Here is a 25,718-nt window from a genome sequence, read left to right as displayed (position 1 = left end):
TCTGACGCGTATGATTACGACTGCAACTTTTTAATTTGGTACTGAGCATCGTTATAACAACCCGTATTGCCTTGATCGATGCATAATTTAGCAGATTTTTGAAAATCCTCAATCGCGCCCTGTTTATCACCCATGCGAGCGCGAATTAAACCTCTGCCATAATAAGCTCCATTATGATCTTGCTTCAATCGAATTGCTTGGGTGTAATCCTCAATTGCACTACTATAATTTCCTAAATCTGAGTGAACCTCGGCGCGATTGCTGTAAGCAACAGCATCACTGGGATCGGTGCGAATTGCTTTTGTAAAATCATCAATTGCCCCTGATTTATCGTTAGCAGCAGCACGAGCTAGACCTCGGTTGCTGTAAGCTTTAGAATTGTTAGAATCTAGCCCGATTGCCTGGGTGCAGTCCTCAATTGCTTTTTGATAATCCCGTAAATTAAAGTAGGCAATACAGCGATTTCCATAAGCAATCGCATCATTCGGAGTGAATTTAAGCGCTTGGGTACAATCCGCAGCCGCTTTCTGATATTGCCCCAAATTTAATAGGGCACTGCATCGATTAATATAAGCATCTGCAAATTTAGGATTAACTCGAATAGCATCCGTATAATCTTCCATCGCCCCCTGATAATCTGCTAAATAAAAGCGAACTCTGCCTCTGCTATAGAAAGCATCTCCGCTGTCAGGATCGATGCGAATGGCTTGAGTATAATCTGCGAGTGCCCCTTGTTTATCGCCGGCAGCAGAACGTGCTAACCCGCGATTGATATAAGCAACCGCATCCTGATTATTAAGGCGAATTACCTGAGTGTAGTCTTCAATGGCTGCCTTATAATCATTTAAATTAAAATAAGCCTGACCTCGTTTTTCGTAAGCTGCTGCATCATTAGGCTTCAAGAGAATTGCCTGATTATAATCATCAATTGCTGCCCGATAATCTGTTAAGTCAGAATAAACAAGTCCTCGATTCTGGTAGGCTTTGGCGTGCTTGGAATCAAGGCGAATTGCCTGGGTGTAATCCGCCTTCGCCTCCTCCAAGTTTCCCAAATCATAATTAGAATTTCCGCGTTTGTAGTAAACTTCTGCGTTATTAGGATTGAGTTGGATTGCTTGGTTATAGCTCTGAATTGCCCCTAGGTGATCGGTGTCGCTGGCGTTTTCTAACTCACTAATTTTTAAATTGCTTGCCTTTTGCTGTGCTTGCCGGTGAAATCCTAAGCCCAAACCGGCAATCGCCATTAATGCAGCTAAAGCTGCCACAATCAGCAAAAGTTTTTGCCTAAAGCCGGTTTCCCATAAACGATGCCGGCGTTTGCTATCGTTTTGCTCAAGCGTTACCAACATTTGCAGAGGCTGGCTGTTTCCAGAGGTGTTTCCAATATGATTTAAATCAGTGAGAACCTCAATCGCAGTTTGATAGCGATATCTCCAGTCAGATACAATCATTTTATCGAGGATGTCTGCTAATTCTTGACTGACTTGTGTTCGGTGTCGCCAAAGTAATTCACCGACATGAGATGGATCAGAATTTTGCAGTTTGGTTAAATCTTCTGCCGGCAAGCCGGTTAATGCTTGAATGCTAATAATCCCCAAAGCATAAATATCGCTGTTATAAACGGGATTGCCTTGGAGTTGTTCAATCGGTTTGTAAGGCGAGTCACCAAGTGAGCTTGCCAACTGTCCACTTTGAGAATTAGAGGGTTGAGAAGTGCTTTCTTGAATCGCTTCAAAGTTAATTAAAACCAATCTGCCATCTAATTGGCGTCTAATGATATTTTCTGGATGAATATCTCGGTGAATTACGCCTTGATGATGGACAAAAACTAAAATTACTAAAATTTCTTGCAGGAGGCGAAACACTTGGTCTTCAGACAAAGGTACACCGACGACAAGTTCATCGGCTAAAGATTGGCCGGCAATAAATTCTTCAACAATATAAAAGTCTTTATTTTCTTCAAAAAAAGCTAAGAGTTGAGGAATTTGGTCATGCTTGCCCAGCTTTTCGAGAATTTCTGCCTTTTTTTTAAATAAAAGTTGAATGATATTAAACGTTCTGGGGTGGTTATTGGGTGGGCGCAATTGCTTAACCACACATTGAGGATAACCGGGCCGGTGTGTATCCGCAGCCAGATAGGTTTGTCGAAATGTATTTGATCCTAAAAGTTTAATAAGTCGGTAACGTCGATCTAAAAGTTGGCCAATCATCACAACACCCTAGCCATTTTTCGTAGATTCTGGCAAAAAATTGTATGGGCTAACGGGGCAAGGGGATAGAAGCGGGAGAGAGGAAGAGAGGGAGAAAAATATCTCGTAGGGGCAAAACATCCGCGCACAAAATCTCTGCATTGAGGTCAATATTTATCCGTTGATGTTTCCCCCTCCTACCTCGCTATTGCCGCAGCTTGTTGAGCTGCTGCTGAGCTTCCTTGTACTCACTCGGCCTGCCTTGCTCTAAATAAAGCGTAGCGGCTTTTTGTACATCTTCAATCGCACCGGCTCGATCTCCCATCTGAGCACGGGCAAGTCCACGTCCTAAATAAGCACCGGCAAACGTGGGACTCAGCCGCAGCGCTTGGGCATAATCAGCAATTGCACCGGCATAATTTCCTCGCTTAGACTGGGCAACGGCGCGATTGCTGTAGGCAACGGAATCGCTGGGATTAAGGCGAATTGCCTGGGTGTAGTCTTCAATTGCACCGGCACTATCGCCGGCAGCAGCCTTTGCCAACCCGCGATTACTATAGGCTTTAGGATTGCCGGCATTAATCCGAATTGCTTGGCTGCAGTCCTCAATCGCTTGTTTGTACTGACCGGCATTGTGCTGGGCAATACAACGATTATCATAAGCGACCTCATCATTAGGATTCAGCTTGATCGCCTCAGTACAATCGGCAATCGCTTTTCCATGTTGACCCAAATTTAAATATGCACCGCAGCGATTGCTATAGGCTTGGGCTTGCTTAGGATTTCGCCCAATCGCCTCGGTATAATCCTCTACCGCCCCTTGATAATCTGCCAAAAAAAAGCGTGCTCTGCCCCGGCTGTAGTAAGCATCCGCATCATCAGGCGCGAGCAAAATTGCTTTCGTGTGATCTTCTAGCGCCGGCTGCTTATTGTCCGTCGCCAAACGAGCGATTCCCCTTGCCTGGTAAGCTTTTGCATCATCGGGGTTAAGCCGAATTGCTTCCGTGTAATCTTGAATCGCGGTGCGGTAATCTTTGAGGTCAAAGTAGGCGATCCCCCTTTTATAGTAAGCCCCGCTATCTTGGGGGTGAAGGCGAATCACCTCGTTGAAATCCTCAATTGCACCGCGCTGGTTGCCGCGATCATATTGAGCGAGTCCTCGGTTGTAGTAGGCGTCGGCGTAGTTGGGATTTCGCTCAATTGCTTCATCGTAATCCTCAATCGCTTTGTCTAGTTCCCCCAAATCGTAGTAAGCATTTCCCCGTTTGTAATAAGCCTCCGCGTTGTTGCGATTGAATTGAATGGCGCGGGTGTATTCCGCAATTGCCCCTTCCTGATCCCCGCTTTCCGCCCGCTTTAATCCACGCGTGTAAAATCCTTGGGACTTGGTGGTGTCGGGACGCAGGGACAGCAGAAACAGTCCCGACAAGACCACAAATGCCACGATTGCTGCCAAAATCGAGCGGTTTAGGGGCAATTGCCGGAGCGGTGGGTCGTTCTGAGTAACAATCGTTTCTGGTGGCGGTGGCAGTTGTGAGAGGGTCGGCAGCTTGTTTAAATGAGCCAAGACGGCGGCGGCTGATTGGTAGCGCTGACCATAGTGGTGGTGTACCATTTTGTCGATGATATCTGCCAGTTGTGAGCTGACGATCGCTCGATGCCGCCAGGTGATTTTGCCGGTGTTGGGGTCTTGAAGTTTGGGTAAGTCGGTAGCAGGTAGGCCGGTGAGGGCTTGCACGGCAATCATGCCAAGGGCGTAGATATCGCTGTTAAATTGGGGGTTTCCTTGAAATTGTTCCACCGGCATATAAGCAGGCGTGCCGGCGGCAATGGTCCACGGGCCTTGTCCCTGGGCGATTTGAGCGGTAATTTCTTTAACCGATCCAAAGTCGATTAACACTAATCGGTTGTCACCAGCACGCCGAATTAAGTTTGCCGGTTTGATGTCTCGGTGAATCACACGATTGCCGTGCACGAAGACTAAAATTTCTAGTACCTCTACCAAGATGCCGGCCACTTGTTCTTCTGATAAAGGGACACCGGCTACAATTTCTTGCGTGACGGGATGTCCCTGCGTAAACTCTTTAACGAGATAAAATCGCTGATTTTCGGCAAAATACGCTAAAAGCTGGGGAATTTTGTTGTGTCTTCCCAGTTTTTCTAGGGTTTCTGCCTCTCGTTTAAACAGCCGGTGAGCGGCTTGCAGGGATTTTGAGCCGTTATTGGTTGGGCACAGTTGCTTGACCACACATTGAGGATTTCCAGGCCGGCGAGTGTCTTCTGCCAGATAAGTTTGTCCAAAGGCACCTGATCCTAAAACTTCAGTAATCCGGTAACGTCCATCTAATAGTTTGCCAATCACAACTGCCCCCGTGCCTGATATGGGTCAATGGTCTGACAGGAGAGTGAAATGCCGGGTGTTGCCGCTTCGCCTCCTGCCCACAACTTCTATTTTTCCCTAAGTTTCTAGTCGGGGCTTAGCGTCGGTGGGTGTTTATCTTTATTTTTAGAAAAGGGCGCGTGTGATTGAAGCGAACTGAAGATTTAATTTTATAGAGGCAGGGGGAACGATGTCAGAGACATTCACGCAAGGGGCAACGATTGCAGCCATCGCCACGGCAATTGCGCCGCAACAGGGCAGTATCGGGATCGTGCGGCTATCGGGAGAGCAAGCGCTGGAAATTGCCAAAACTTTGTTTCACGCGCCAGGAGGCCGGCAGAGTTGGGAAAGTCACCGAATTCTTTATGGTTATATCCGTCATCCTCAAAGTCAGCAGGTTGTGGATGAAGCGCTGTTGCTGATTATGAAAGCGCCGCGTTCTTACACCTGTGAGGATGTGGTGGAGTTTCACTGCCACGGGGGAATTATGCCGGTGCAGCAGGTATTGCAGTTGTGTTTGGAGTTAGGGGCGAGGCTGGCACAACCTGGAGAGTTTACCCTGCGAGCGTTTTTGAATGGCCGGCTCGATTTGACTCAGGCGGAAAGTATTTCAGATTTAGTGGGGGCGCAATCACCGGCAGCCGCTCAAGCTGCTCTTGCCGGTTTACAAGGCAAATTAGCCACTCCCATTCGCCAATTGCGGACAGCTTGCTTGGATGTTTTGGCAGAAATTGAGGCGCGGATTGATTTTGAGGAAGATTTGCCGCCCTTGAATGAGCCGGAAGTTATCGCAGAAATAAACCATATATTAGATAAACTGTCAAGGATTCTCGCAACCGCTGATCGGGGAGAATTGCTGCGAACCGGCTTAAAGGTGGCAATTGTCGGGCGTCCAAATGTGGGGAAGTCGAGTTTGCTGAATGCTTGGAGTCGCAGTGATCGGGCAATTGTCACGGATCTCCCAGGCACGACGCGTGATGTGGTGGAGTCTCAGTTGGTGGTTCGGGGAGTGCCGGTGCAGGTACTCGATACTGCCGGCATCCGAGATACGGTTGATGTGGTGGAAAAGATTGGGGTGGAACGGTCACGCTCGGTTGCTCAGGCGGCTGATTTGGTGCTATTAACCATTGATGCCGGTGCCGGTTGGACACCCGAAGATCAGGAGATTTACGAACAAGTCAAGCATCGTCCGGTAATTTTAGTTATCAACAAAACCGATTTGTTAGAAGCAGCAGAAAAAACAGAATTACACTCCAAAATTCAAAACCTAGACTCTAAAATCTTTACATCTGCGGCTCAAAATCAAGGCATTGAAGACTTAGAAAAAGCGATTTTAGAAGCAGTTAATGCCGGCAACCTACAAGCTGCAAACCTAGATTTAGCAATCAATCAGCGGCAAGCTGCGGCACTGACTCGCGCCAAGGCTGCTTTAGAACAAGTCAGCGCCACCATTGGAAATCAGCTTCCGCTTGATTTCTGGACAATTGACTTGCGCGGAGCAATTCAAGCGTTAGGAGAAATCACCGGCGAAGAAGTCACTGAATCAGTTTTAGATAGAATTTTCAGCCGGTTTTGCATTGGCAAGTAATGAGGTGATTTATAATTAAAATATCGATAATTTTGTTTTTTAAATCTAATTTTGCCGGTTCTGAAATTTCATAAAAGCTTACGGAGCGTTTCATTATGAGCCAAACAGTAAATGAAGGCGTGCGCTGGACGACAGCAGACTTAGAGCTGTTACCCGATAACGGTACACGTTATGAAATTATTGACGGGGAGTTGTTTATGTCAAGATCACCTCACTTGAGCCATCAAGATGCTGGGGGTAACATCTACCTAGAGCTACAAATTTGGTCACGAACAACTCGATTAGGCAAAGCCTTTATTAATCCGGGCATTATTTTTAGCGAAGCTAACAATGTTGAACCCGATGTAGTTTGGATTAGCAATGAAAGATTAGCGCTGTTAGTAGACGATTCGGGACATTTAACAGATGCACCTGAGTTAGTGGTGGAGGTGTTATCTTTGGGTAAAGAGAATGAACGCCGAGACAGAGAAGCTAAGCTCAAACTTTATTCATCACGGGGAGTTCAAGAGTATTGGATTGTTGATTGGCGGTTGCAAAAAGTTGAGATTTACCGCCGGGAAAACGCTAAGTTACAGTTAGTCGTGACACTGTTGGCAAGTGATGAGTTGAGTTCGCCATTGTTGCCCGATTTTACTTGTTCTGTGAGCCGGCTATTTACTTGAGATTCCACCCAATTTTTCCTTTGCTCTCTCGCTATTTAAGGGGCGCAGGAGTATTAAAGTTTCATCAATTGAATAAATTAGAGTTCTTGCAAAAGTCTTTTTTAAACACAGATAGGTTACTGGCTGGTGTTCTAGACAAATGTGCAATTCGAGACTTTTGCAAGAGGTTGAATTTAGATGATTTTTTCAAGCGCCAACACTATCGCCGTGCCCAGCCGGTTCCCCGCCAAATGATGAACAGTAAAACGCTAGAAATCAAGGCCCCTAAATTCCATTTAACAGAACTTTTAAGCAAGCCAAGACGCTGACTTGATCGTTCAGCTTGGGCTTGCTGTTGCAACTGATCTTTAGCCGGCGGAATTCTGGCAAGGATTTGACTTTTAATTTCTTCAGGATTTTGGCTATCAATTGCAATGCCTAAGCTATTGAGCTGAGTCGCTAGTGCCCTGATCTCTTCGGGCGTTCCTGTTGCCAGTTGCGCTTCAACTTGTTCCATTTGGGAAAGTTGCTGCTGTGATTGGGCGTTAATTCGCTGGTTAAATTGATCATTAACCCGCCAAGTGTTAACGAGAGCTAAGGGAATGAGCAACAGAAATAAGAGCGCCAGCAATAGGCACAACCACGATAACAACTTTAATAAGGGCTTTTCCAATCGTGTCCGATCATAGGACTCTCCAAAAAAGATTAGAACCAGTGCCATTAATGGAATGGGGACTTGCTCAACCAACGCACCAATCGTTTGCAATTCCCAACCAGGATTCATAAAACTGGGCGGAATAAAAATTTCAATGGTGTTAAATAAGGCTAACAACAATAAGCCGTAGCCCACCCAACGCAGCCGGTAAATAGACCGCCCTTCATCGCCTTCTGATCGAGTCATAAGATTGGCACCATGCACGTAAATGAGTCGATTTTTCTCGGTCACTCAAGGTGGCGGGACGTGTAGCTGCCACCGCTGATACCAAGAAAACCACGCGGTTTTTATAATGGGGTCAGTGTTTTTGGAGAAAGCATTTGCTACCGGCAAAGACAGTCGGCTAGACTTGTTACAATTTTTCTGATCGCCCGATTGAAAAAGGCTATCCAGAAAAGTTGCGAGTAGCCTGCTAATGCCGGGTTCGATTGATACAGTTACTCAAGTTCGTTTGCTGGTGATCAAGCAAAAGCCCTCTCCTCAGTGCTGACGTAATGCTAGTTTACCAGGAGATGTCTTGATCTCAGTGTATTTTCGGATCAGGGATATGGACTGGGGCTTGCTGTCAATCAAGTTGCCTATCTTCATCGAGAAGATGAGGGATTGTGCGAATCTTGACACTGGATGCCGGCTAAAAAGTGTGAAGACTCAGCTATTCTCCCCAGTTTTCTCAAGCAACTACGACACACCGCTTTCTCTAAAAATCTCCAGGTGATTTGAAGCCACGCTTAATTAAGCGTCCTGATTTTCTGGTTGTTCTCGCAGGATCGCAAACCAAGTGATTAAACCGAAAATCAATACGGCAATCATCGAAAATATCAGAGATCCTTGTCCAAAATGCCAGTATTCAAAGGATTGGGGATTGGAGGACGCTACCAGAACAGCCATAAGGGCGACTCGGCCACTATTGACGACAAATCCTACAAGCACCGCTACAATCGGCACAATGATTTTTTGCCCTAAGGTGGTGGGGAACATAAACAAGACAAGGAGCGCCAGTCCCAAAAGCTGGAGAATGACACTTAAGCCAGAACATCCACTGCCAACTTCTACACTGCCGGTGGGAAGATGTAAAAATAATCCTTCATGCCTGACGTTAAACCCGCTGTACCAAAGCATCATCGCCGCAGACTTAGCTGTAATTGGCGAGATATCAACAAGCTTGACCAAGAATGCCGGTGCGGGAGCGAGGATAGGGAAAGCAAGGATAATCAATTCTTGCCAGTATTGCTTTAATCCTTTGAGATCGGATGCCACCAACCCTAAACCTAGCCCTGAAATGAGCGGAAAAAAGCGCAGGAAGGGATCGTAACTTGAGAGAAAGACAGTTTTTGCAAAAACTAACGCAACCAGGGTCGCTCCAAAAAACTTAGCGAATACACTGCTTTTTAGGTTTAACGCGCTGTGTTTTTCCCAAATCAAGAATGACACCGCCCCCCATGCGAGCATACTGGTGCCAAATAGCTCAACCTGCTCGAATCGATCGCTGAGCGTCAACTGTAAGGCCATTAAAACGCCGGCAACAGCGACTAGCCAGAATTTGGGTTCTTGTACAAGTTTAGGCAAATTCATTCGGTTTTAGCTGCCCCCTCTTCACAATTTAAGTTAAGAAAATACTCAGACTTTGCTTGTTTGAAGCATGAATAAAGTTTCATGCCGGCACTGTTTTTATTTTACCTTGCCGGCTCAATAGATATTGATTTGCCGGCTGCAATTACACTTTTATTTATAAAAAAGCAGTTGGCCATGTGAACCAACTGCTTTGTTACTGATTGACAATCGACTTTATCAACCGCCTAGCTCAGTTGCTTAAGCAGTTTTTTGGTTGCGCCGGCGGCGAGCCAGTGCCAAACCGCCCAATCCTAAGCCTAAACCGCTCATGGTGAAGGGTTCTGGAACGGCTTCGGCAGTAACGGTGAAGTCATTGAAGTCACGGTCTCCACCGCCTTTGGTATCCTCGAAAGAAATTAAGGTGCCACCTTGAACAAAAGGATTGCTAGCCTTTACACTTGAAACGCCGCTCAATGCGCTACCTTCTGAGCCACCCGCCGAGTTAAACACAGTTTGCTGGTTACCGTTGGTATTCAAGCTAGAGGTGGAGAATACTGTCCAGTTACCGACCCATCCTTGGTTATACAGACCCAAAGAATAAACTGTATTTGCCAAAAATGTGAAGGAGGCTTTGGTCGAGCCTGCTATGTTAGCAGCAGTTCCTAACCATTCGCTATCTTTGCCCGCTTGTCCCGCACCGGCATCCGAGCGGCCCTTTTCCTGAAACAGGCTCGTCAGGAGGTTTTTGTTGGCATCATAAATCCCCAACCTGGATATGTTAGCGCCTTTAGATTGGATAAAAGAAAAGTTAACTGTGGTGTTTTGGGCAAACTGGATGCCGCTTGTACCAAATGAGAAGCTGGCTTGAGCTGGAGCGGAAAAACTTAAGAGTGCAGTGGCAGTGGCAGCGGCTGTTGCGGTGAAGAATAATTTGGACTTCATGGTAGATCCTCCTTGACAGTTTTGAGCTTATTTAGATGATTCCCAGATTCTCTTTTAAATTTTCCCGTTTGGGATAAACTTTATCGAATCTTTATTTAGTTGACCTTTGTAACCGCGTTTCTTTTGTTGTTCTTAATATAAAAAAAATCTTGGGTTTGAGCAGTGATTTACCTCACAATTAAGCGTGATTTTTTCAAGCAATTTCTCAGTATTTTCTCGGATATTGACAACATCGCATCTGGGAAAGCATCAGTAGTTTCTTTGATGGAAAGCGAGAACTGCTTTCGCAGCTTGTAACGATTGCAGAGGCTGCTCACTTTGATTAATTTGTAAATTAAAGCATCTCTTTTACTTTTGACCCAGTCCGCGTTTGTCTCTCAATAAAACTGACACACCCTTACCAACGTTTGAGGTTGAGAGAGCTGGAGAAAAAGAATCTGAACAGCAATATGCTAAGAAATGAGTGCTTTTTGTTCAGCTCAATTTCTGGTAAAGAACCTTATGATTTTGAAATTTTTGAAAAATTGATGAGTTTGACCTGAAGCTGTACATTAATTTAGTGAAAAAATGGTCACTGGAGGCCAAACAAGAAATTTCCCCGGCAAGCAGGGTTCAAATGGGCCAAGTTGACGTAAAATTCTCAATGCCGGTGAATCTAAGTCAGTGAAAAATCACCCAAGCTAGGTTGTCAGTTAATCCTGAGTCAGAGAATCACAGATCCTTCAACCGGCATCCCCAGGAGGCTAAAGTTCTGCTGCAATTTCGCCTAACTCCCTCAGCTAAGCTTTATCCGTGACTCGATATTGTTACCATCGTTATGTGAAGGGTCAATTGCTGGAAGCGGAAAATCACCCAGAAAGCCCCACATCGCATTATTCGCAAATGACAGATGACAAATGACAGATGACAAATGGCTAGAAATTGGTACAATCGTTGCCCCTCAAGGTGTGAGTGGTGCGGTGCGGGTTTACCCTAATTCTGATTTTCCAGAGCGGTTTTTAGAACCGGGACGCCGGTGGTTGCGCCGCACCGGCACCGAAGAACCAGAACCCATCGAATTGCTGGGAGGGCGGTTTATTCCAGGCAAGGGGATATATGCGGTAGAAATTGCCGGCATAGAAGATCGGGAGGCGGCGGAGATGCTGCGGGGAAGTCACCTGTTGGTGGAAATGAGCGATCGCCCCGCTTTAGAGGAAGATGAATTTCATGTTCTGGACTTAATTGGTTTAGATGTATTCAACCAAGTCAATGGCGAAATGTTGGGTACAGTAATAGACGTGATCGCAGCCGGCAACGCTCTGCTACAGGTGCAGCTCAATCAATCATCCGCACCGGCATCCCCGACAGAGGAACCCGATGTTGCCACTGTTGAGGAAATTCATCCTTCTGCCAGAAGGGGCGGAAGAAAACGCAAACGCCAGCCTAAACCATCGGCACCGGCAACGGTTCTCATTCCTTTTGTCAAAGAAATTGTGCCCGTTGTGGATCTTCCAGCCCATCGTCTTGAAGTGATGCCACCGCCAGGGTTGCTGGAAATAGAATCTCCTTAAGCAAATGTAAATACTGTAGGGGCAAAGCATTCGGCGATAACTCATCGGAATTGCCGGCAATTTTCCTATCCGAATGCTTCGTCCTGAATTTGGGGATAAATGGGCATGACTGCCGGCAATTTTCCTATCCGAATGCTTTGCCCTGAGTAATTCGCTTAATGCACACAATACTACTTTTGTCAATAAAAAATAATAAAGTGGCGATCTAGTTTCTAGTCCCTCTCCTCATCCTTCAACCGGCTCGTTTGCCAATTTCTTCGACGACAAAGCTAGGAATTTCCTCTTCTTTACTCTTAGCAAGACAGCAATCACGCACTGCTAATAAAAAGCCTTGACAACCCTGTGGGGAACCGGGCATGGTATCAACTTGCTTGAAGAATGCTCGCCAATGTTGCGTGTTATTGCCGTAAAGATCCACCAAATGCAAACCGGCAAGATACTCGGCAAGTGGATCGAGAGAAAAACGGATTTTATCTTGACCAGCATCAATCGTTTGGATCAGACGTAAGCGTTTTTCCAAATACTCAATGCGGGTTTCCGCTTGTTTGCCTCCCAAAGCCGCAAGCGCTGTATGGCGGCTCACGGCTGCCGGTTTAAAGGTTTGTTTGAGGCACTCCCAAGCCACAATTTTGGCATCGTGATGAACCAGGCTATCATCAAACCGATTTTGTGTTACACCGCGATTGAGTTCGTTCAGATAGCAGATCATTAAATCGGGAATATTGTCAGCTAAACCGGCATTGCTGGTGCCTTCTTTATAAGTAATTAACTGCTCAGCATAAAGCTTAGCGAGAAGAACCGTAATATTGCGCTGACCAACTATCAAAGAAAGCAAACTACAAGCATCAAAAAACTCTAAATCACTTAAGCGATCACGCGCCCCTCGCTGAGTCAGATAAGCTTCCATAAACGATGAAAGCCGGTTGCCTTCAACCCGCAACGGTTTAATTGTTGTTTTAAACACCCCATCGAGAGTTTCTTCAATTCGTGACGTAACGATCAAAGCATTCGGCAGAAAGTCAGGATGAGCCGGTCGAATTTCTGCTCTTGTCGCGTCGCTCATTTCAGAGAAGTGATCGACAATTACTAGCAGGCGTTTCTTTTGAGCCAGACGTTTAACGAGTTCTTCAGAAATTAGCTCTCGCGTGCCGATCACAGATTGCAGCCGCCAATTAATAATGTTTGAAAATTGGCTATTTTCTGCAATACTGTCAAGTTCTTGCTCAATTAAAACCGGCATCTGTAAATGATCGCACAGACGTTCATCCGGGTTATCAGACATCGCCCATTTCGCCAACTGACAAGCGAGACTGGTTTTACCGGCACCGGCTTCTCCCCAAATCAGTAATCTAACTTGCTTTTGAGCAAATACAGGTCGTAATTCCTTGCCGGTGAGGTTAGCAACGGTGTTGCCATCTAAAATCACCGGAACCGGAATATGAACTTGGCGATCACTCACCGTCGCAAGCTGAGCAAATCGCCCGTGTGCAGAATGGATGTGAGCCGCCACCCAAGCATCAAGCACTCTGGGATGATAATCGAACAACGCCAGAAACAGCAAATGACGAGCCGATAGTGTTACCCCTCTCTGCTTTGACAGGGTGAGTTTGTACGGTTTCAAAGCTTCATTGACGCCCAATAACCAGAGAGGGCGTAGCCACAAGATTAACAGCCAAATCAGGGGCAGTGTGATTGCATAAATTGCCGGCAATAAAATCCATTTTCGCTGGAGAATCCAAGCAGCGCTCAGCGCAAAAAAGCGAGTTTCTTTTTCAGTCTCTAGCGCTTTAATAGACCGGCTGATGGCAACAACAATTTCTTCTTTGGTGAACTTAAACAAAAGGGGATCGCTTAAAAGCTCCAGCTTGCGGTCTTCTAAGGCTGATCGAGCTTGGGTTAAGTCGGATAAAGCAAATTTGAGCTGTTGCAGGTGGAGATCGTCAGCGCGATCCTGAAGGCTGCCGGCGATGCGTCTGGTTGCCTCAGCCGCAGAACCGCGTACTAACTGATTGGGGTCTTGCAATGCCTCTGTTAGGGGTGCAATTGCGGTTTGCGCGTCCGCACCAATTCGTCCCAAGGCTTCTGCGGCTGCTGATCGCACTGCTTCATTTTTATCGTTCAAGCTGGAAATTAAAGCCGGCACCGCTCGCTCGGCATCTGAACCCATTTGTCCCAGCGCCCAAGCAACGCCGGTACGCACTGCCGGCTGCTCATCAGTTAAGGCTGTAATTAAGCCCGGAACTGCTTCTGGGCCAATTTTGACTAACACCTCAGCCGCCGCCCTCCGCACCTCCGGATCTTTGTCCTTGAGTGTTGCGATCAGTGGCGGAAGGATGGATTGGGCTTCTAATTTGGCCTCCGAGCCAATTCTGCCCAAGGAACGGGCCACGCTGGAGCGCACGCGCCAATCTGCATCCTGCAATTTCTCGATGAGATTGGGCACAGCTTCTTTGGCATCGGCACCAATTTGTCCAAGGGCTTCGGCTGCGGCGGTACGAACGGCGACATTCTCATCCTGCAAGGCTCTGCTGAGATCGGGAACCACCGGCGATCCGATTCTGCCTAATGCCTCCGCTGCTGAGCGCCGCACGTCGGGATCTGAGTCTTTTAAGGCTTGAATCAGTGGCGGAACAATTGCCGTTGCTTCTAATTTGGCTTCGGTGCCTATTTTACCTAAAGCTCTGGCTGCCCCAGATCGCACGCGCCAATCTCCGTCCTCCAACCTATCAATCAGCGCCGGCACCGCTAAGCGGGCATCTGGCCCAATTTGTCCGAGGGCTTCAGCCGCTATCAGCCGAACAGATGAACTGTCCCCTTTTAATGCGGCGATTAGCTCTGGGATTGCCGGCGCACCCATTCTGCCCAGCGCTTCAGCGGCGACGCGGCGAATGTCCGGTTCTGAGTCTTTCAGGGCTTCTACAAGTGGGGGAATGATCGTGGATATGTCAACGTTTGCTTCTGAACCGATTCTGCCTAATGCTTTCGCCGCGCCGGCACGCACTCGCGCTTCTGATGAGTTTTTGAGGGCTGCGCTCAAGTCAGGAACTGCTTCTGGGCCAATTTTCACCAAGGTGTCGATGGCCGGTTGGTCGTTGGTTTCGTCCTCGTCTTTGAGCTGCTGAAGTTGGGTGTCAATGTCTAGCTCGTATAGTTCTTGTGCCCAGATATTGCTGAGCGCGAGCAGGGGCAATGTAACACACAGAATGGCTACTTTTGCGGCTTTGAATACTTTATGTTGAGATTGCTTAACCATGAAGCTGTAATTTGTAGCAGCAGACCTACAAAAGTTTTAAATTTATAATTTGTACGTTCAAGATGAGTGAAGGCGGTTAGTTTGTTCCCGTTTCACTATTGACTTACCCTAAAAGATTGGCTTGCTGATTGCCGGCTCAATCAAAAGTAATTTCCATGATGATTTTGGTATAAATTACCGCTTGCAGGAGCCTTTCACCCTAAGCAGACTTTGACCAACACCCTAACAAAACGTCTGCTGCTTAATACTATATGACATGATTCCCGATTGCTGCTTTTTGCCGTCTCACCAGCGGCTATTTTTAGAAATTCGCTTCAGTCTTGGCTGCTTGTTACGGTCTCGAATTTCTAAATTTCCTAACTATAATACACAAATTCTTGTCAATTAGAGGGAAATGCTGAACCTTTCACCTGCACCGCATCCGCCGGCATTTCGTCAAGATGGCCAGACAAACTCGGCAAACGGAATTTCCTTTTAAATTAAGTTTTGAGATTTTACTACAAGTTGATTATCAATGCAACAATTATTAGCAATTAGCCATTAACACCGGATGTTATAGCAACCCGGCTTATTTATAGAAGAACAGATCGTCCAAAATAAAAGGTGCAGCGGAGAAGAATACAAGCTTGACGATGTTCGAGCCTTTAACTTCTAAGCGATTATAGGGAAGCGCAATTAGTTGCTCAGCTGAAGGTGAAATGCTGTAGGTGACTGCAGTGCTAATTTTCTCGATTGGATCGTTGTTGGCGTCAAAAGCCGTAACAACCACCGGCTTGCTACCCATGACAAACGCACCGGCTGTGTTGATAGTACAGGGAAATCGAACGGTGATGCCGGTTAAACTCGCCACCGGCATGAGAACCTGTGAGCCTGAATGTGCCGCAAAAGCTGGGTTAGACGGCTGTAGAGCAATCGCACCGCTAAACCAGACACCCAAGCAACTATACTGATCGCTCAGCCCTTCAAAAGCTGTGATATTCTCAAAATCTAGTTGGATAAATTCTGCCGGCGTTGATATTGTGTGCTGGCTGCTCGCCTCAGACAAGTTTTTTGCTGGGCTTGGCGAAAGAAGTGGGGACTTAATCAAAGACACTGCCTCATCCTGCTTCAGTAAAAACACGCAGACATTAGTAGATTAAATCTTTTTGATAAGCTACGTCAATCTTTCAACCGGGGTTTTTACATTATCTTTACGCTGGACAAAGCTAGCTTTATACAGGTTTTACAATGTATCATCTGGCAGCCAAGTTCCTAAAGCTAGAGTCCGCTTTTTTAGTGAGATTTGATGTGTAAGGGATAGAGCATCCTTTAACCGCCGGGATATCGGCAAACAGATCAACTGTCCCCAACTACGGTTATCAAATCAAAGGCAACACAATTTCAAATTCTGTGCCGGCATCACTTGCCAAATCTTCTTCGTTTACGTGATTGCCGGTAGAAACATTTTGTGACAAATCTGTTTGCCCCCTGCCGGCAGGCGAATGCAAATAAAACTTTCCCCCATGCTTGGCCGTAATAATCCAGTAACTCACCCCTAAGCTTGTTTCTTTTTCTGCCCGTTTTTCTATCGAGAAAGACTCTAAAATTGTGCGTTGTTTCTGGGGAGATATGCCAGGGCCATTATCAGCAATCCGAATCGAAACTCCGCGAGATTCAGGTGCATTAGGGTCAGGCGAACCTAGAGAACGAACTTGAGTGGTAATTTCAATGCGAGGTTTTTGCGTATGGTTGGGGGGTGTGCTTAATCCTGAACCTCTAAACTCTATGGCAAACTTTTGATTGAGCGACTGATTGATTAAAGCATCAATTGCATTGCTGAGGATATTCATAAAAACTTGGCTCAACTGGCCGGCATAGCAAGGAACCGGCGGCAGATGTCCATAATTTTTGACGACCTCAATTTCACCACTCAGGCGACTTTTCAGCAGTAACAAAACGCTATCAATGCAAGCGTGTAAATCTGCCGGCTTGGGATAAACTTCATCAATGTGACAGAAGTTTTGCAGGCTGGTCACTAATGTTTTTAACCGACCTGCGCCGGTTTTGATGCTGGAGATCGCTCGCGGCAAATCTTGCTGCAAAAAATCAAATTCAATTTCTTCTTTAAGTTCAGAAATTTCCGCCGGCAGCGTGGGCAGGTACTTCTCGTAAGCTGACAGCAACTCTAGCAATCCCTGACTGTAGGAGGCAACATAAGTTAAATTGCCCCAAATAAATCCCACCGGGTCTAAAATTTCGTGGGCGACTCCATCTACCAACCGCCCTAAGCTAGCCATTTTCTCGCTTTGAATCATCTGGGCTTGGATGTGTTCAAAACGCACCTGAGTTTCAATGCCTCGAATTTGCCAATACGCAATGTTTAACTCGTGTACGTTTAACAATTGATAAGCAAGCGGTTCTTTTTTAACGACAATGGGTTCACCCAACAATTCAGGAGATCGCCGCAACGCCTGCCGCGCCGCTGCCACAACCGGCAGGGTGTCGGGAAGCACTAAAGCTTCGGTACGGGCATAGCTGTGAAGAACTGAGAGGGGTTCGTTTAAAAATAGTTCTATCCCGTGGGGACGCAACAAATATTCCAGCAGCCGCTGCCGTGAAATCATCCCAACAAACTGGCCCTGATCTATTAAAATAGCGCCCGGTAATAGGGGGTACTTTTCAAAAATTTCGGCCAGGGCAACTCCCGGACAGCTTAACTCAACCTGAAAGTCATACAGCGGTAGTTCTCGCAGGATTGACTCTAAACGGAGGTCTTGATAGCTTCCCTCCGATAAGAATGGCATTGAGAATTCAAAACCAGATTCTTTAGGCACAAGGCAGAACTGTTCGCCGGAGCATCCGGACGCATAGACGTTATCAGACAAGAAGCTACAAGAAGCTCTAACCCTTAGCCTATCATTTCATTCGATTGCCGGTTGCTGCCAGGAGGGTCACTTATGCGATTAAACCCAGGGGTAGCAAAATTTCAAATTCGGTGCCGGTGTTGGGTTGGCAATCTTCTGTAACGGCGCGGCTACCTGTTTTTGGGGTGTCGTCTTCGCACTGTTCCAGGATTGTGCAGTGCAGATTCAATTTGCCTTGATGTTTTTCAGTAACAATTTGATGGCTAATGGCTAAACCCAAGCCAGTTCCTTTCCCCATTGGCTTGGTAGTGAAAAAGCTGTCAAAAATTCGCCCTTGAATTTCAGGGGGAATTCCTGGCCCATTATCGGCAATCCGCACAAATGCCCAGTTTGAGTTTTCGGTTTCTTGAATGCCGGTGGTAATCTCGATTCTGGGTTTCCATGTCGAGTGAATGCCTTGGACTTCAACTTGATCCATTAAGGCGTCTATGGCATTACTAATCAAGTTCATAAATACTTGGCTGAGTTGGCCAGAGTAGCACGGCACCAGGGGCAGTTCGTTATAATTTTTTACGACTTCTATGTCGTATTTGAGCCGGTTGTGCAAAATTAGCAGTGTACTGTCGATGCATTCATGTAAATCTGCCGGTTTGCGCTTCGCTTCATCCATGTGAGAAAAGTTCTGCAGTCCTCCCACAATTTTGGTTAATCGCTCGGCGGATACTTTAATACTTTCCACAACTTTTGGCAAATCACTGAGCAAGAAATCTAGTTCGATGTCTTGTTTAATTTCTGTAACCAGGGGTGGGGTCGATTTGACTTGTGATTCGTAAGCTGAGACAAGTTTAATCAGGTCTTCAGAGTAATTTGACAGAAATCCCATGTTTCCGCCGATACAGTTGACTGGATTTCTAATTTCGTGCGCCACTTCCGCCACGAGCCGGCCTAAGCTGGCCATTTTCTCTGTCTGCATCATCTGAGCTTTTGTTTGCTCGTTGAGTAAGCGTGAGGTCAATTCGTGAATGTGGGACTGGGCAACGAGCAATTGATGCACGTCTAGAAGCCTGTAAACTTGCGGTTCAATTTCTACGACGATGGGTTCATAAAGTGACCTGGGTGAGCGCTGCAAAGACCTGCGAGCAGCCATAACAATTAAAGTGTGCGCCGGCATCACTAAAACTTCGGTTTCCGCAAAGCGATATAAAGTTTTCACCGGACGCGGCGAAAAAAGTTCTAATCCATAGGGCCGGCTTAAGTGTTCTAAAAAACGCCGTCGCGATATCATCCCCATTAGCTGACCTCCCTCTACCAAAATCGCTCCGGGCAGCAGGGGGTTGTCAGTAAAAGCTTTCGTCAATTCTTTTCCCAACTGGTCTGATTCAATTTGAAGATCGTGAAGGGTGAGTTCTAGCAGTGTTGACTCTAAACGTAGTGCCGGCATGGAAACTTCAGACATTTCTCGCACTGATAACTCGCAAGGAAATTCCTGTTTGGCCAACATCACTTAAATAACTCCTATAATTTTATCCTAGCAAAATGCTACTTCATTTATTTAAAAATTTTAAAATCTTTAAAAAATCAAAATATTTGATTAAACTAAATAATAAACGGTTAATTTTTTACTAAACTAAATTTAATCAAATATTAACCCAATCAAAAAATTGAATTATAATTCAATACCTTTAAACCTGGAATTTTAAAAATCCATAAAATTTGTTTAAATAAGTAAAATATTGCTTGCGAAAACTAACGAAATATATAAATATTTCAGCCTGAAACTTTTGTTATCAATAAAAAATGCAATGAAAAACAAAATTTTTAATAGAGCGATACAGGCAATGACAAGCTAGAGGTAAACTTACTCTAAGCCTATCAGCAAAGAGATAAAGTAAAATTTATAATCATCTCTGCTGCAATTTTTCCAATCCATGAACGAAAGTTTGAAAGGAAACAATGACTGCTTTGATCCGCTAAAATCAGCGATTAGGGACAAGAGTTGATTTGGGGAAGTGCCACGGTAAAAACAGTTTGATTGGCAGCACTTTCTACCTGAATCGAGCCACCAATATGATTAACCAACTTTTTAACAAGCGTTAACCCTAACCCAGTTCCTCCTTGCTGCCAGCGGTCAGTTTTTGGCACCCGGTAGAACTTTTCAAAAATGCGGGGGAGTTCATCGGCGGGAATTTCCACGCCGGTATTATTCACACTCAGATAAATAACTTCTGCAGCAACACCGGCTCTGACAATGATCCGCTCTCCCGGCGGGGTGTACTTGCAAGCATTGTTCAGCAACTCCGTTACAATTCGTCCCAAACTCGCGGGATCTGATTTCAGAGCTGGCAGTTGATCACAAATTTCAACTTGCAAAATTTGCTCGTGTTCCTTTACCCGTCCATAAAAAGGTTTGATTAATGCCGGCAGCCAATCTTTTAAATCGATTGTTTCTACAACGCAAGGTTGAGCAGTTGCCTCCAATCGCTGCAAATCTAGCAAATCGTTGATTAGGCTAATTTCCCGCTCGCACTCAGTTTGTAATATTTGGAAATAGCGAGCCGCCTTCCCTCTTTCTGGCTCAGGCTTCGCCAATTCTGCCAAAAAACCATGTTTCTGATTTAATGCGATTGCCAGCATTTGAATCGCCATTTTCATATTCGATAAAGGCGTCCGCAATTCGTGGGAAACCGTGCTGAGAAATTCATCTTTCAACCAGCTTAGTTTTTGTAATTCTTCAACTTGTGCTCTCGATTCTTCATAAAGTCTGGCTTGCCGAATCCCGATCGCACACTGATTTGCTACCTGCTGCACTAAGCGAATTTCTAAATCATTAAACACATAATCTTGCTGGTTAAATAACCATAGATCCCCCAGCACGCCTTGATCATCCACAATAGGACAAGCCAAAATTGCTTTATAGCGCACCGATTCAGGGACAATTGTTTTAACAAACTTCCCTAACGCACAAAATTGAAAGTGTTCGCCTGCCAGCAGTTGCTTGTATACCCCCGGAAAGTCCGCCATTGGCACCACTTTCTCTGTGGGTGCCGGCATTGAGGTGCCATATTCATAGCAAACTGTAGCCGTTGTCTGATCAGCACTGTACAAAGCTGTATCGCAGCACTCAGCGCCCAAAACCAGAACCAACTCCCGCACCACAGTTTTTAAAATTTGGCTTTCATCGAGACTATCGCGCACTTTGTCTGTGATCCGCTTCAGCATCGCTTCAAAATCGAGCGCTTGTCGCAGCAAGCCGGTGCGTTCCCGGACTTGGCGCTCTAATTCCACATTAACTAGGCGCAATTGCTGATACAGTTCTGATTGTTGAATGGCAATTCCTACCTGCGTCGCCAGTTGTTTAAGCAACTGACTTTCTTCCGGAATCCACCGGCGGGGTTCGCGGCAGTGATGCGCGATCAGCAATCCCCACAACCGGCAATTAGAACCTGATGGTTGCGAATTCAGAACTTTGTCTGGATTGTTCATTCTGATTTCGTCATTGAGCAAGATCGGCACCACCAAGTTCGCTCTCACCTGAAACTGAAGCAGTAAATCGATGTGGCATTGGGTCAGATTGGCAGTCTCGATGTTTTCCATCGCTCCAATGCGCCCTTGTTTGTAAAGCTCAACGCATTTTTGAGGAAAGCACGGCGCTTCAATTAACACGCCCTGCATTGCCGGCCAGTTTGCATCACGGGATTCTACCTCCACAACGCCGCTGTTATCGGGGTTGAAGCGGTAAATTAGTACCCGATCCGCTGCCAGAAATTGCCGCACTTCCTCCACTGTGGTGCTGAGAATGTGTCGAAGGTTCAGCGATTGACGAATCCGCTGGCTCATGGCTGCGATCAGTCGTTCTCGCTCAGTTTGCAGCCGCAGTACCTCGTGCGCCTGCCGGCGTGCCGTGATATCTTCGATGGTGCCTTCATAGTAGAGAAGCTCACCCGCCGCATTTTTCACGACACGCGCATTCTCAGAAATCCAAATGATACTCCCGTCGGCGCGATAAATTTGAGACTCAAAGTTTGATACAGACTGCTGCGCCTGCATGGTGGCAATAAACTCGGATCTTCGAGTGGGTTGAACGTAAATTTGACGCTCGATGTCTGTCACCTGTGCGATCAATTCTTCCGGCGTTTCGTAACCGCACAGCCGTGCCAGAGCTGGATTTGCACTAATAATTTTCCCATCTGCTGTTGTCTGGAAAATGCCTTCAATGGCGTTATCAAAAATACTACGATATTTTTCTTTGGCAATGCAAATTGCTTCTTCCATTTGCTTACGTTCGGTAATATCGCGATAAGCGCTTAAAAAAAGCTTTTTATTTTTATATCCCACGACCGAGGTAGAAACTAATAAAGTTTTTTTCACGCCATCTTTGGTTTGAATGGTGGTTTCAATCTCGCGAAATCCGCCTTTATGTGCGAGGTCTTGAATGCCGGCAAGCGCACAAGAGCAAGCTTGCGGATCGGGATACAGAAGTGAAATGAAATCAGGATAGCCGTTAGCTTCTTCTTTGGTGTAACCTGTAATTTCCTCCATTTTGGAATTAAAAACTTCAAATCGCCCTTCACCATCACTGACTGTCAATCCTTCTCCAACTGTTTCGATAACAGTTAGCCACGCATTTGCGCTTTCTTGAAGTTCTGTTTCTGCCTGTTTGCGTGTGGTAATATCTTCAATGACTGCAATAAAATATTTCGGTTCCCCTAAAGAAGTTTGAATTTTAAAAGATGAATTTTGAATAAAGTCAGACGCTAAAATTGGGAAGCCTGCACTATTTTCTCGTAGCAATGAGACGGTAAGTTTAATTAAAGCGGCTGAGTTATCTTTGCAAATTAAGCGCTTTTGTTGCGAGTATGCTTGAATTTCTCCAGCTAACAGCGCTCGAATTTCTTCACGATCTGTATCTCGATCATCTGGGTGGGTGATATCTTGAAATGTTAAGGATTGAAGTTCTGCGGCTGTATAATCTATAATATCGCATAGCCATTGATTAACCAATTGCAACCGGCCATTAAGTGCGATGTGAGCAATACCGATGCTGGCGTATTCAAATGTGGCCCGGAAATGCGGCTCATTTTGTTTGCAATTCATAAATTCTTCGCAAACAATTAGCACAAGTGGATCTGTGTTGATATTCATTTTAGCTATCAGTCCAGTGCGTTTGTAATGCCTATGTTTTTTTTGCAGGGCAATTGCTTTAACCCAAAACGACGATCCATCTTTGCAAACCAGCCGGCATTCTCCCTGGGCAACTGGTGCACATGAGTACAAAAAGGCAGTTCCGAGTGCTTGCATCCTTTCTCGATCATCTGGATGAAAAATGCTAAAAATCGCTTTGTCCCTTAATTGAGAGACTGTGTAACCGAGACAGGCAGCACCCCAGTGATTGACTGAACGGATCAAGCCGGTGGCAGTTAGGGTGAAGTAGATAAATGGGCGGCGTAGAGCGGTTTTTGCTGGTGTTTTTTCCACTTTAGTTTGGTGCAAAGTCCTCTCCAGATGTTTGTGTTCTGTATAGGAGTTTTTTTGCCGCGCCAGTCCAGAAGTCGCTTCACCCTGAGAATTTTTTTGCCAAACCCCTGAAGGATCAGGCATCATGTTGTCTGCCTCCTGCGCTTGATAAATTTAATAAGTCCTATCCTCTTCGTGGTAAGCGAGTTGGGGGATGTTGGTTGGGATGGTGATTTCGCCCAAACTTCACAAAGTATTCTCGTCTTGAAGATTGTTGCTCTAGTAGCATTTTGTTGAGGATTTAATTTAATTTGAGCTTTAAAGTTTAAAATGTTATCGGCATTGGGTGCCGGCACGGCCATTTGCTTTTCTTGGTGAGTGAAAATGCTCACTATAATGGCCTTTAATTTTTTTAGTTTAGAATGCTGAGCTGTTAGCGAGTTGTTAGGCAATGCACCGAATGGCTGTAATTTACAAACGTTAACTTTGTCGTTAGAAGAAATCCTGTTTGTCTTTGTTAACAAACCAAAACAATTTGTCAACAGTAAAATTACTGAGAATTATTAATCGTATCACAGGTTTTGATTATATTTAATAATAACTCACGACGCAGGAAAACAGAAATTCCTCAATCTCAGAGGCATTTGCTGAAGCAAATCGGCATGAGAGGATGAGATCGCTAAAAATCTGTTGTGCTGAATAGATAATACCTACACCTACCGTTAGATTTTCAGGGCTATCCTATCTAAATCGTTTATAACCGGCTAGCGCAGTTACTGTGGTGAATGTAAAAAATTAGAAACATCTAGGAGAAACCGGCAACTTTTTTTTGTGGGGAAACTTTCGGCTGCCGGCCCCAGGATCGCGATTAGCCGTCACAAGTTTGAACCACAACCCGATCACGACCGGCAGCTTTGGCTTTGTAAAGCGCTTCGTCGGCCCCTGCAATCACCTGGGCCGGCATATATTCATAACTGGGAATTATGCCGGTTACGCCACAGCTGAGGGTGACGAAGGGGGAAACTCGTGAGTTGGGATGAACCAGCTGCAATTCTCGAACGCGGGTGACAATAGACTCCGCAATAACTACCCCACCGGCAGCGTCGGTATTCGGCAAAATTATCGCAAATTCTTCGCCGCCGTAGCGAGCAACTAAATCAGTAGGTTGCTTTACCGTCTCCTTTAAGGCAACCGCCACCTCCCGCAAGCATTGGTCGCCGGCTAAATGTCCGCAGCTATCATTATAGTTTTTGAAAAAGTCAATGTCACAAAGAATGAGCGATAAAGGTGTGCGATCACAAATCGACCGTCGCCACTCTGCTTCTAGATACTCATCAAACCTGCGCCGGTTGGCCAGTTGAGTCAAACCATCCAAACTGGCTAGGCGCTTGAACTCCAGGTTTACTATCTCTAGTTGCTGATAGGTTTGATACAGCAATTGAGTAGTTTTTTCGTGAATTTGTGATTGCGCGACCAATAATTGATGCACATCTAATAACCTATAATCATGGGGTGTTACTTCAACCACAATGGGTTCATTGAGTAACTCAGCAGGCCGCTGCAATGATTGCTTTGCCGCTACGACAATATTGGTCTTGACTGGAAAAATTAAATTATCTGTTTGAGCGAAGCGGTATAAAGAGGTGAGTGCACGATTGCAAAATAATTCTAATCCGTAAGGCCGGCTGAGATGTTCCAAAAAGCGCCAGCGGGAAATCATGCCGACAAACTTCCCCTGCTCTGTCATAATCACTCCAGGCAGCAGTGGATTGTCTTGAAATCTGCGAACGGCTTCCTTACCCAGATGATAAGACTCAACCTGACACTCCCAAAGCGATAGATTTCCGAGGGTTGACTCTAAATGGAGAGCGTCAGGATATATTGGGGCAGTCGATAAATCGGATCGGAACCCACTCAGCATAATGATAAAGGCTAGCTCAAACTTTTGCTATACTAAAGTAATTTCAATGAATATTTGACTGAGTGTTATTAACTCCCCAAAAATAAACTCTATTAAAACTTATTATAAAACTTTCCTCAGTAAATATAAGTATTTCTTAAGATTTAATTTAATTTTACTTTTTCTAATCAAAAGTTTTTCAATAAATACTTGATTCTTATTGAAAATTTAAATTTAATTTTTAAATAATTTAATTTTATCTTAAATTAATCGTTCATTTATCCTTGACAGTGCTCAGCTATGCTTGCTTTTTAGAAGTCATCATATCAGAATTCTTATTCCCGAAAAATGGGTGTTTCAACCCAAATATAACTAACTCAATTATTGTTAATCTTTAACAAGCTAAGTAGGTAGCCATAATTAAATACACCCCCTGTAGTCCCCCTTACTTAGGGGACGGCGATAGCCAGGGGTTAATTAGGGCAATTTTCATGTCCAACTACTTAGTGCATGAATATTTCACTTTTAATAGCTGCAAGTGTAAAAAGCTATCGTTTTTCTTTCCTCTTACTTAAACGATGTTTTTGGGGATTTTGGCAGGTAATCTGAAAGCCGGCTGACTCTGCTTTACCTGCCATATTTTCAAGCTATAGCGCCCATAAACCTGATGCAGAAATTTGCTGATTTTTCCAAAATTAGTTTTTGGAAATAA

14 protein-coding genes are annotated in these 25,718 nt (G+C 45.4%); 3 read left to right on the top strand and 11 right to left on the bottom strand.

Annotated features, from left to right (window positions below):
* Positions 1 to 14 precede the first annotated feature (14 nt).
* Positions 15 to 2,210, bottom strand: a complete 2,196-nt coding sequence (locus H6F73_RS08875; RefSeq protein ID WP_190758449.1) for a serine/threonine-protein kinase — start codon at positions 2,208 to 2,210, stop codon at positions 15 to 17.
* Positions 2,211 to 2,394: 184 nt separating this feature from the next.
* Entirely contained in the window at positions 2,395 to 4,551 is a 2,157-nt protein-coding gene (locus H6F73_RS08870; RefSeq protein WP_190758448.1) for a tetratricopeptide repeat protein, read from the bottom strand.
* Positions 4,552 to 4,759: 208 nt separating this feature from the next.
* On the opposite strand from H6F73_RS08870, the gene mnmE reads away from it, so the two are divergent.
* Together mnmE and H6F73_RS08860 are read left to right on the top strand one after the other, a co-directional pair.
* Positions 4,760 to 6,157 carry a tRNA uridine-5-carboxymethylaminomethyl(34) synthesis GTPase MnmE gene (gene mnmE / locus H6F73_RS08865; RefSeq protein ID WP_190758447.1) on the top strand — a complete coding sequence of 466 codons (1,398 nt, stop codon included), beginning with the start codon at positions 4,760 to 4,762 and terminating at the stop codon, positions 6,155 to 6,157.
* A 95-nt stretch (positions 6,158 to 6,252) separates the two neighbouring features.
* Complete coding sequence (locus H6F73_RS08860) at positions 6,253 to 6,819, top strand: Uma2 family endonuclease (RefSeq protein WP_190758446.1); 567 nt, start codon at positions 6,253 to 6,255, stop codon at positions 6,817 to 6,819.
* A 199-nt stretch (positions 6,820 to 7,018) separates the two neighbouring features.
* Here the strand turns inward: H6F73_RS08860 and H6F73_RS08855 are convergent, their stop codons facing one another.
* The 3 genes from H6F73_RS08855 to H6F73_RS08845 form a co-directional block, all read right to left on the bottom strand.
* Positions 7,019 to 7,699 carry an HpsJ family protein gene (locus H6F73_RS08855; protein ID WP_190758445.1) on the bottom strand — a complete coding sequence of 227 codons (681 nt, stop codon included), beginning with the start codon at positions 7,697 to 7,699 and terminating at the stop codon, positions 7,019 to 7,021.
* Positions 7,700 to 8,245: 546 nt separating this feature from the next.
* The gene (gene crtA / locus H6F73_RS08850; protein ID WP_190758444.1) at positions 8,246 to 9,085 is read right to left on the bottom strand and encodes a cyanoexosortase A; all 840 of its coding nucleotides are present in this window, start codon (positions 9,083 to 9,085) and stop codon (positions 8,246 to 8,248) included.
* Between the two features lie 237 nt (positions 9,086 to 9,322).
* Positions 9,323 to 10,006: a DUF4114 domain-containing protein gene (locus tag H6F73_RS08845; RefSeq protein ID WP_190758443.1), complete on the bottom strand. Its 684-nt coding sequence runs from the start codon at positions 10,004 to 10,006 to the stop codon at positions 9,323 to 9,325.
* An 896-nt stretch (positions 10,007 to 10,902) separates the two neighbouring features.
* Between H6F73_RS08845 and rimM the strand changes: the two genes are divergently transcribed.
* Entirely contained in the window at positions 10,903 to 11,556 is a 654-nt protein-coding gene (gene rimM, locus H6F73_RS08840; protein WP_190758442.1) for a ribosome maturation factor RimM, read from the top strand.
* Positions 11,557 to 11,788: 232 nt separating this feature from the next.
* On the opposite strand, the gene H6F73_RS08835 is transcribed toward rimM, so the two are convergent.
* The 6 genes from H6F73_RS08835 to H6F73_RS08810 all read right to left on the bottom strand — a co-directional run bounded on the left by H6F73_RS08835 (position 11,789) and on the right by H6F73_RS08810 (position 25,027).
* Entirely contained in the window at positions 11,789 to 14,809 is a 3,021-nt protein-coding gene (locus H6F73_RS08835; RefSeq protein WP_190758441.1) for a sister chromatid cohesion protein PDS5, read from the bottom strand.
* Between the two features lie 568 nt (positions 14,810 to 15,377).
* A complete protein-coding gene (locus H6F73_RS08830; RefSeq protein ID WP_190758440.1) occupies positions 15,378 to 15,902 on the bottom strand; it encodes a hypothetical protein in 525 nt (174 codons plus the stop codon).
* A gap of 265 nt (positions 15,903 to 16,167) precedes the next feature.
* Positions 16,168 to 17,592 carry an ATP-binding protein gene (locus tag H6F73_RS08825; RefSeq protein WP_190758439.1) on the bottom strand — a complete coding sequence of 475 codons (1,425 nt, stop codon included), beginning with the start codon at positions 17,590 to 17,592 and terminating at the stop codon, positions 16,168 to 16,170.
* Between the two features lie 151 nt (positions 17,593 to 17,743).
* Positions 17,744 to 19,108, bottom strand: coding sequence for an ATP-binding protein (locus H6F73_RS08820; protein WP_242072401.1), 1,365 nt, complete (start codon positions 19,106 to 19,108; stop codon positions 17,744 to 17,746).
* Positions 19,109 to 19,635: 527 nt separating this feature from the next.
* A complete protein-coding gene (locus H6F73_RS08815) occupies positions 19,636 to 23,253 on the bottom strand; it encodes a PAS domain S-box protein (RefSeq protein ID WP_190758437.1) in 3,618 nt (1,205 codons plus the stop codon).
* A gap of 721 nt (positions 23,254 to 23,974) precedes the next feature.
* Positions 23,975 to 25,027, bottom strand: coding sequence for a diguanylate cyclase (locus H6F73_RS08810; RefSeq protein ID WP_190758436.1), 1,053 nt, complete (start codon positions 25,025 to 25,027; stop codon positions 23,975 to 23,977).
* Positions 25,028 to 25,718 lie beyond the last annotated feature (691 nt).

The organism is Microcoleus sp. FACHB-68, assembly GCF_014695715.1.
In the GTDB taxonomy this organism is placed as follows: domain Bacteria; phylum Cyanobacteriota; class Cyanobacteriia; order Cyanobacteriales; family Oscillatoriaceae; genus FACHB-68.
This window is presented reverse-complemented; position numbering and strand designations above follow the sequence as displayed.

Coding starts and splice junctions, on each gene's coding strand:
- H6F73_RS08875 (WP_190758449.1), bottom strand. CDS start 2,210: ATGATTGGCCAACTTTTAGATCGACGTTACCGACTTATTAAACTTTTA.
- mnmE (WP_190758447.1), top strand. CDS start 4,760: ATGTCAGAGACATTCACGCAAGGGGCAACGATTGCAGCCATCGCCACG.
- H6F73_RS08860 (WP_190758446.1), top strand. CDS start 6,253: ATGAGCCAAACAGTAAATGAAGGCGTGCGCTGGACGACAGCAGACTTA.
- H6F73_RS08855 (WP_190758445.1), bottom strand. CDS start 7,699: ATGACTCGATCAGAAGGCGATGAAGGGCGGTCTATTTACCGGCTGCGT.
- crtA (WP_190758444.1), bottom strand. CDS start 9,085: ATGAATTTGCCTAAACTTGTACAAGAACCCAAATTCTGGCTAGTCGCT.
- H6F73_RS08845 (WP_190758443.1), bottom strand. CDS start 10,006: ATGAAGTCCAAATTATTCTTCACCGCAACAGCCGCTGCCACTGCCACT.
- rimM (WP_190758442.1), top strand. CDS start 10,903: ATGACAGATGACAAATGGCTAGAAATTGGTACAATCGTTGCCCCTCAA.
- H6F73_RS08835 (WP_190758441.1), bottom strand. CDS start 14,809: ATGGTTAAGCAATCTCAACATAAAGTATTCAAAGCCGCAAAAGTAGCC.
- H6F73_RS08825 (WP_190758439.1), bottom strand. CDS start 17,592: ATGCCATTCTTATCGGAGGGAAGCTATCAAGACCTCCGTTTAGAGTCA.
- H6F73_RS08820 (WP_242072401.1), bottom strand. CDS start 19,108: ATGTCTGAAGTTTCCATGCCGGCACTACGTTTAGAGTCAACACTGCTA.
- H6F73_RS08815 (WP_190758437.1), bottom strand. CDS start 23,253: ATGATGCCTGATCCTTCAGGGGTTTGGCAAAAAAATTCTCAGGGTGAA.
- H6F73_RS08810 (WP_190758436.1), bottom strand. CDS start 25,027: ATGCTGAGTGGGTTCCGATCCGATTTATCGACTGCCCCAATATATCCT.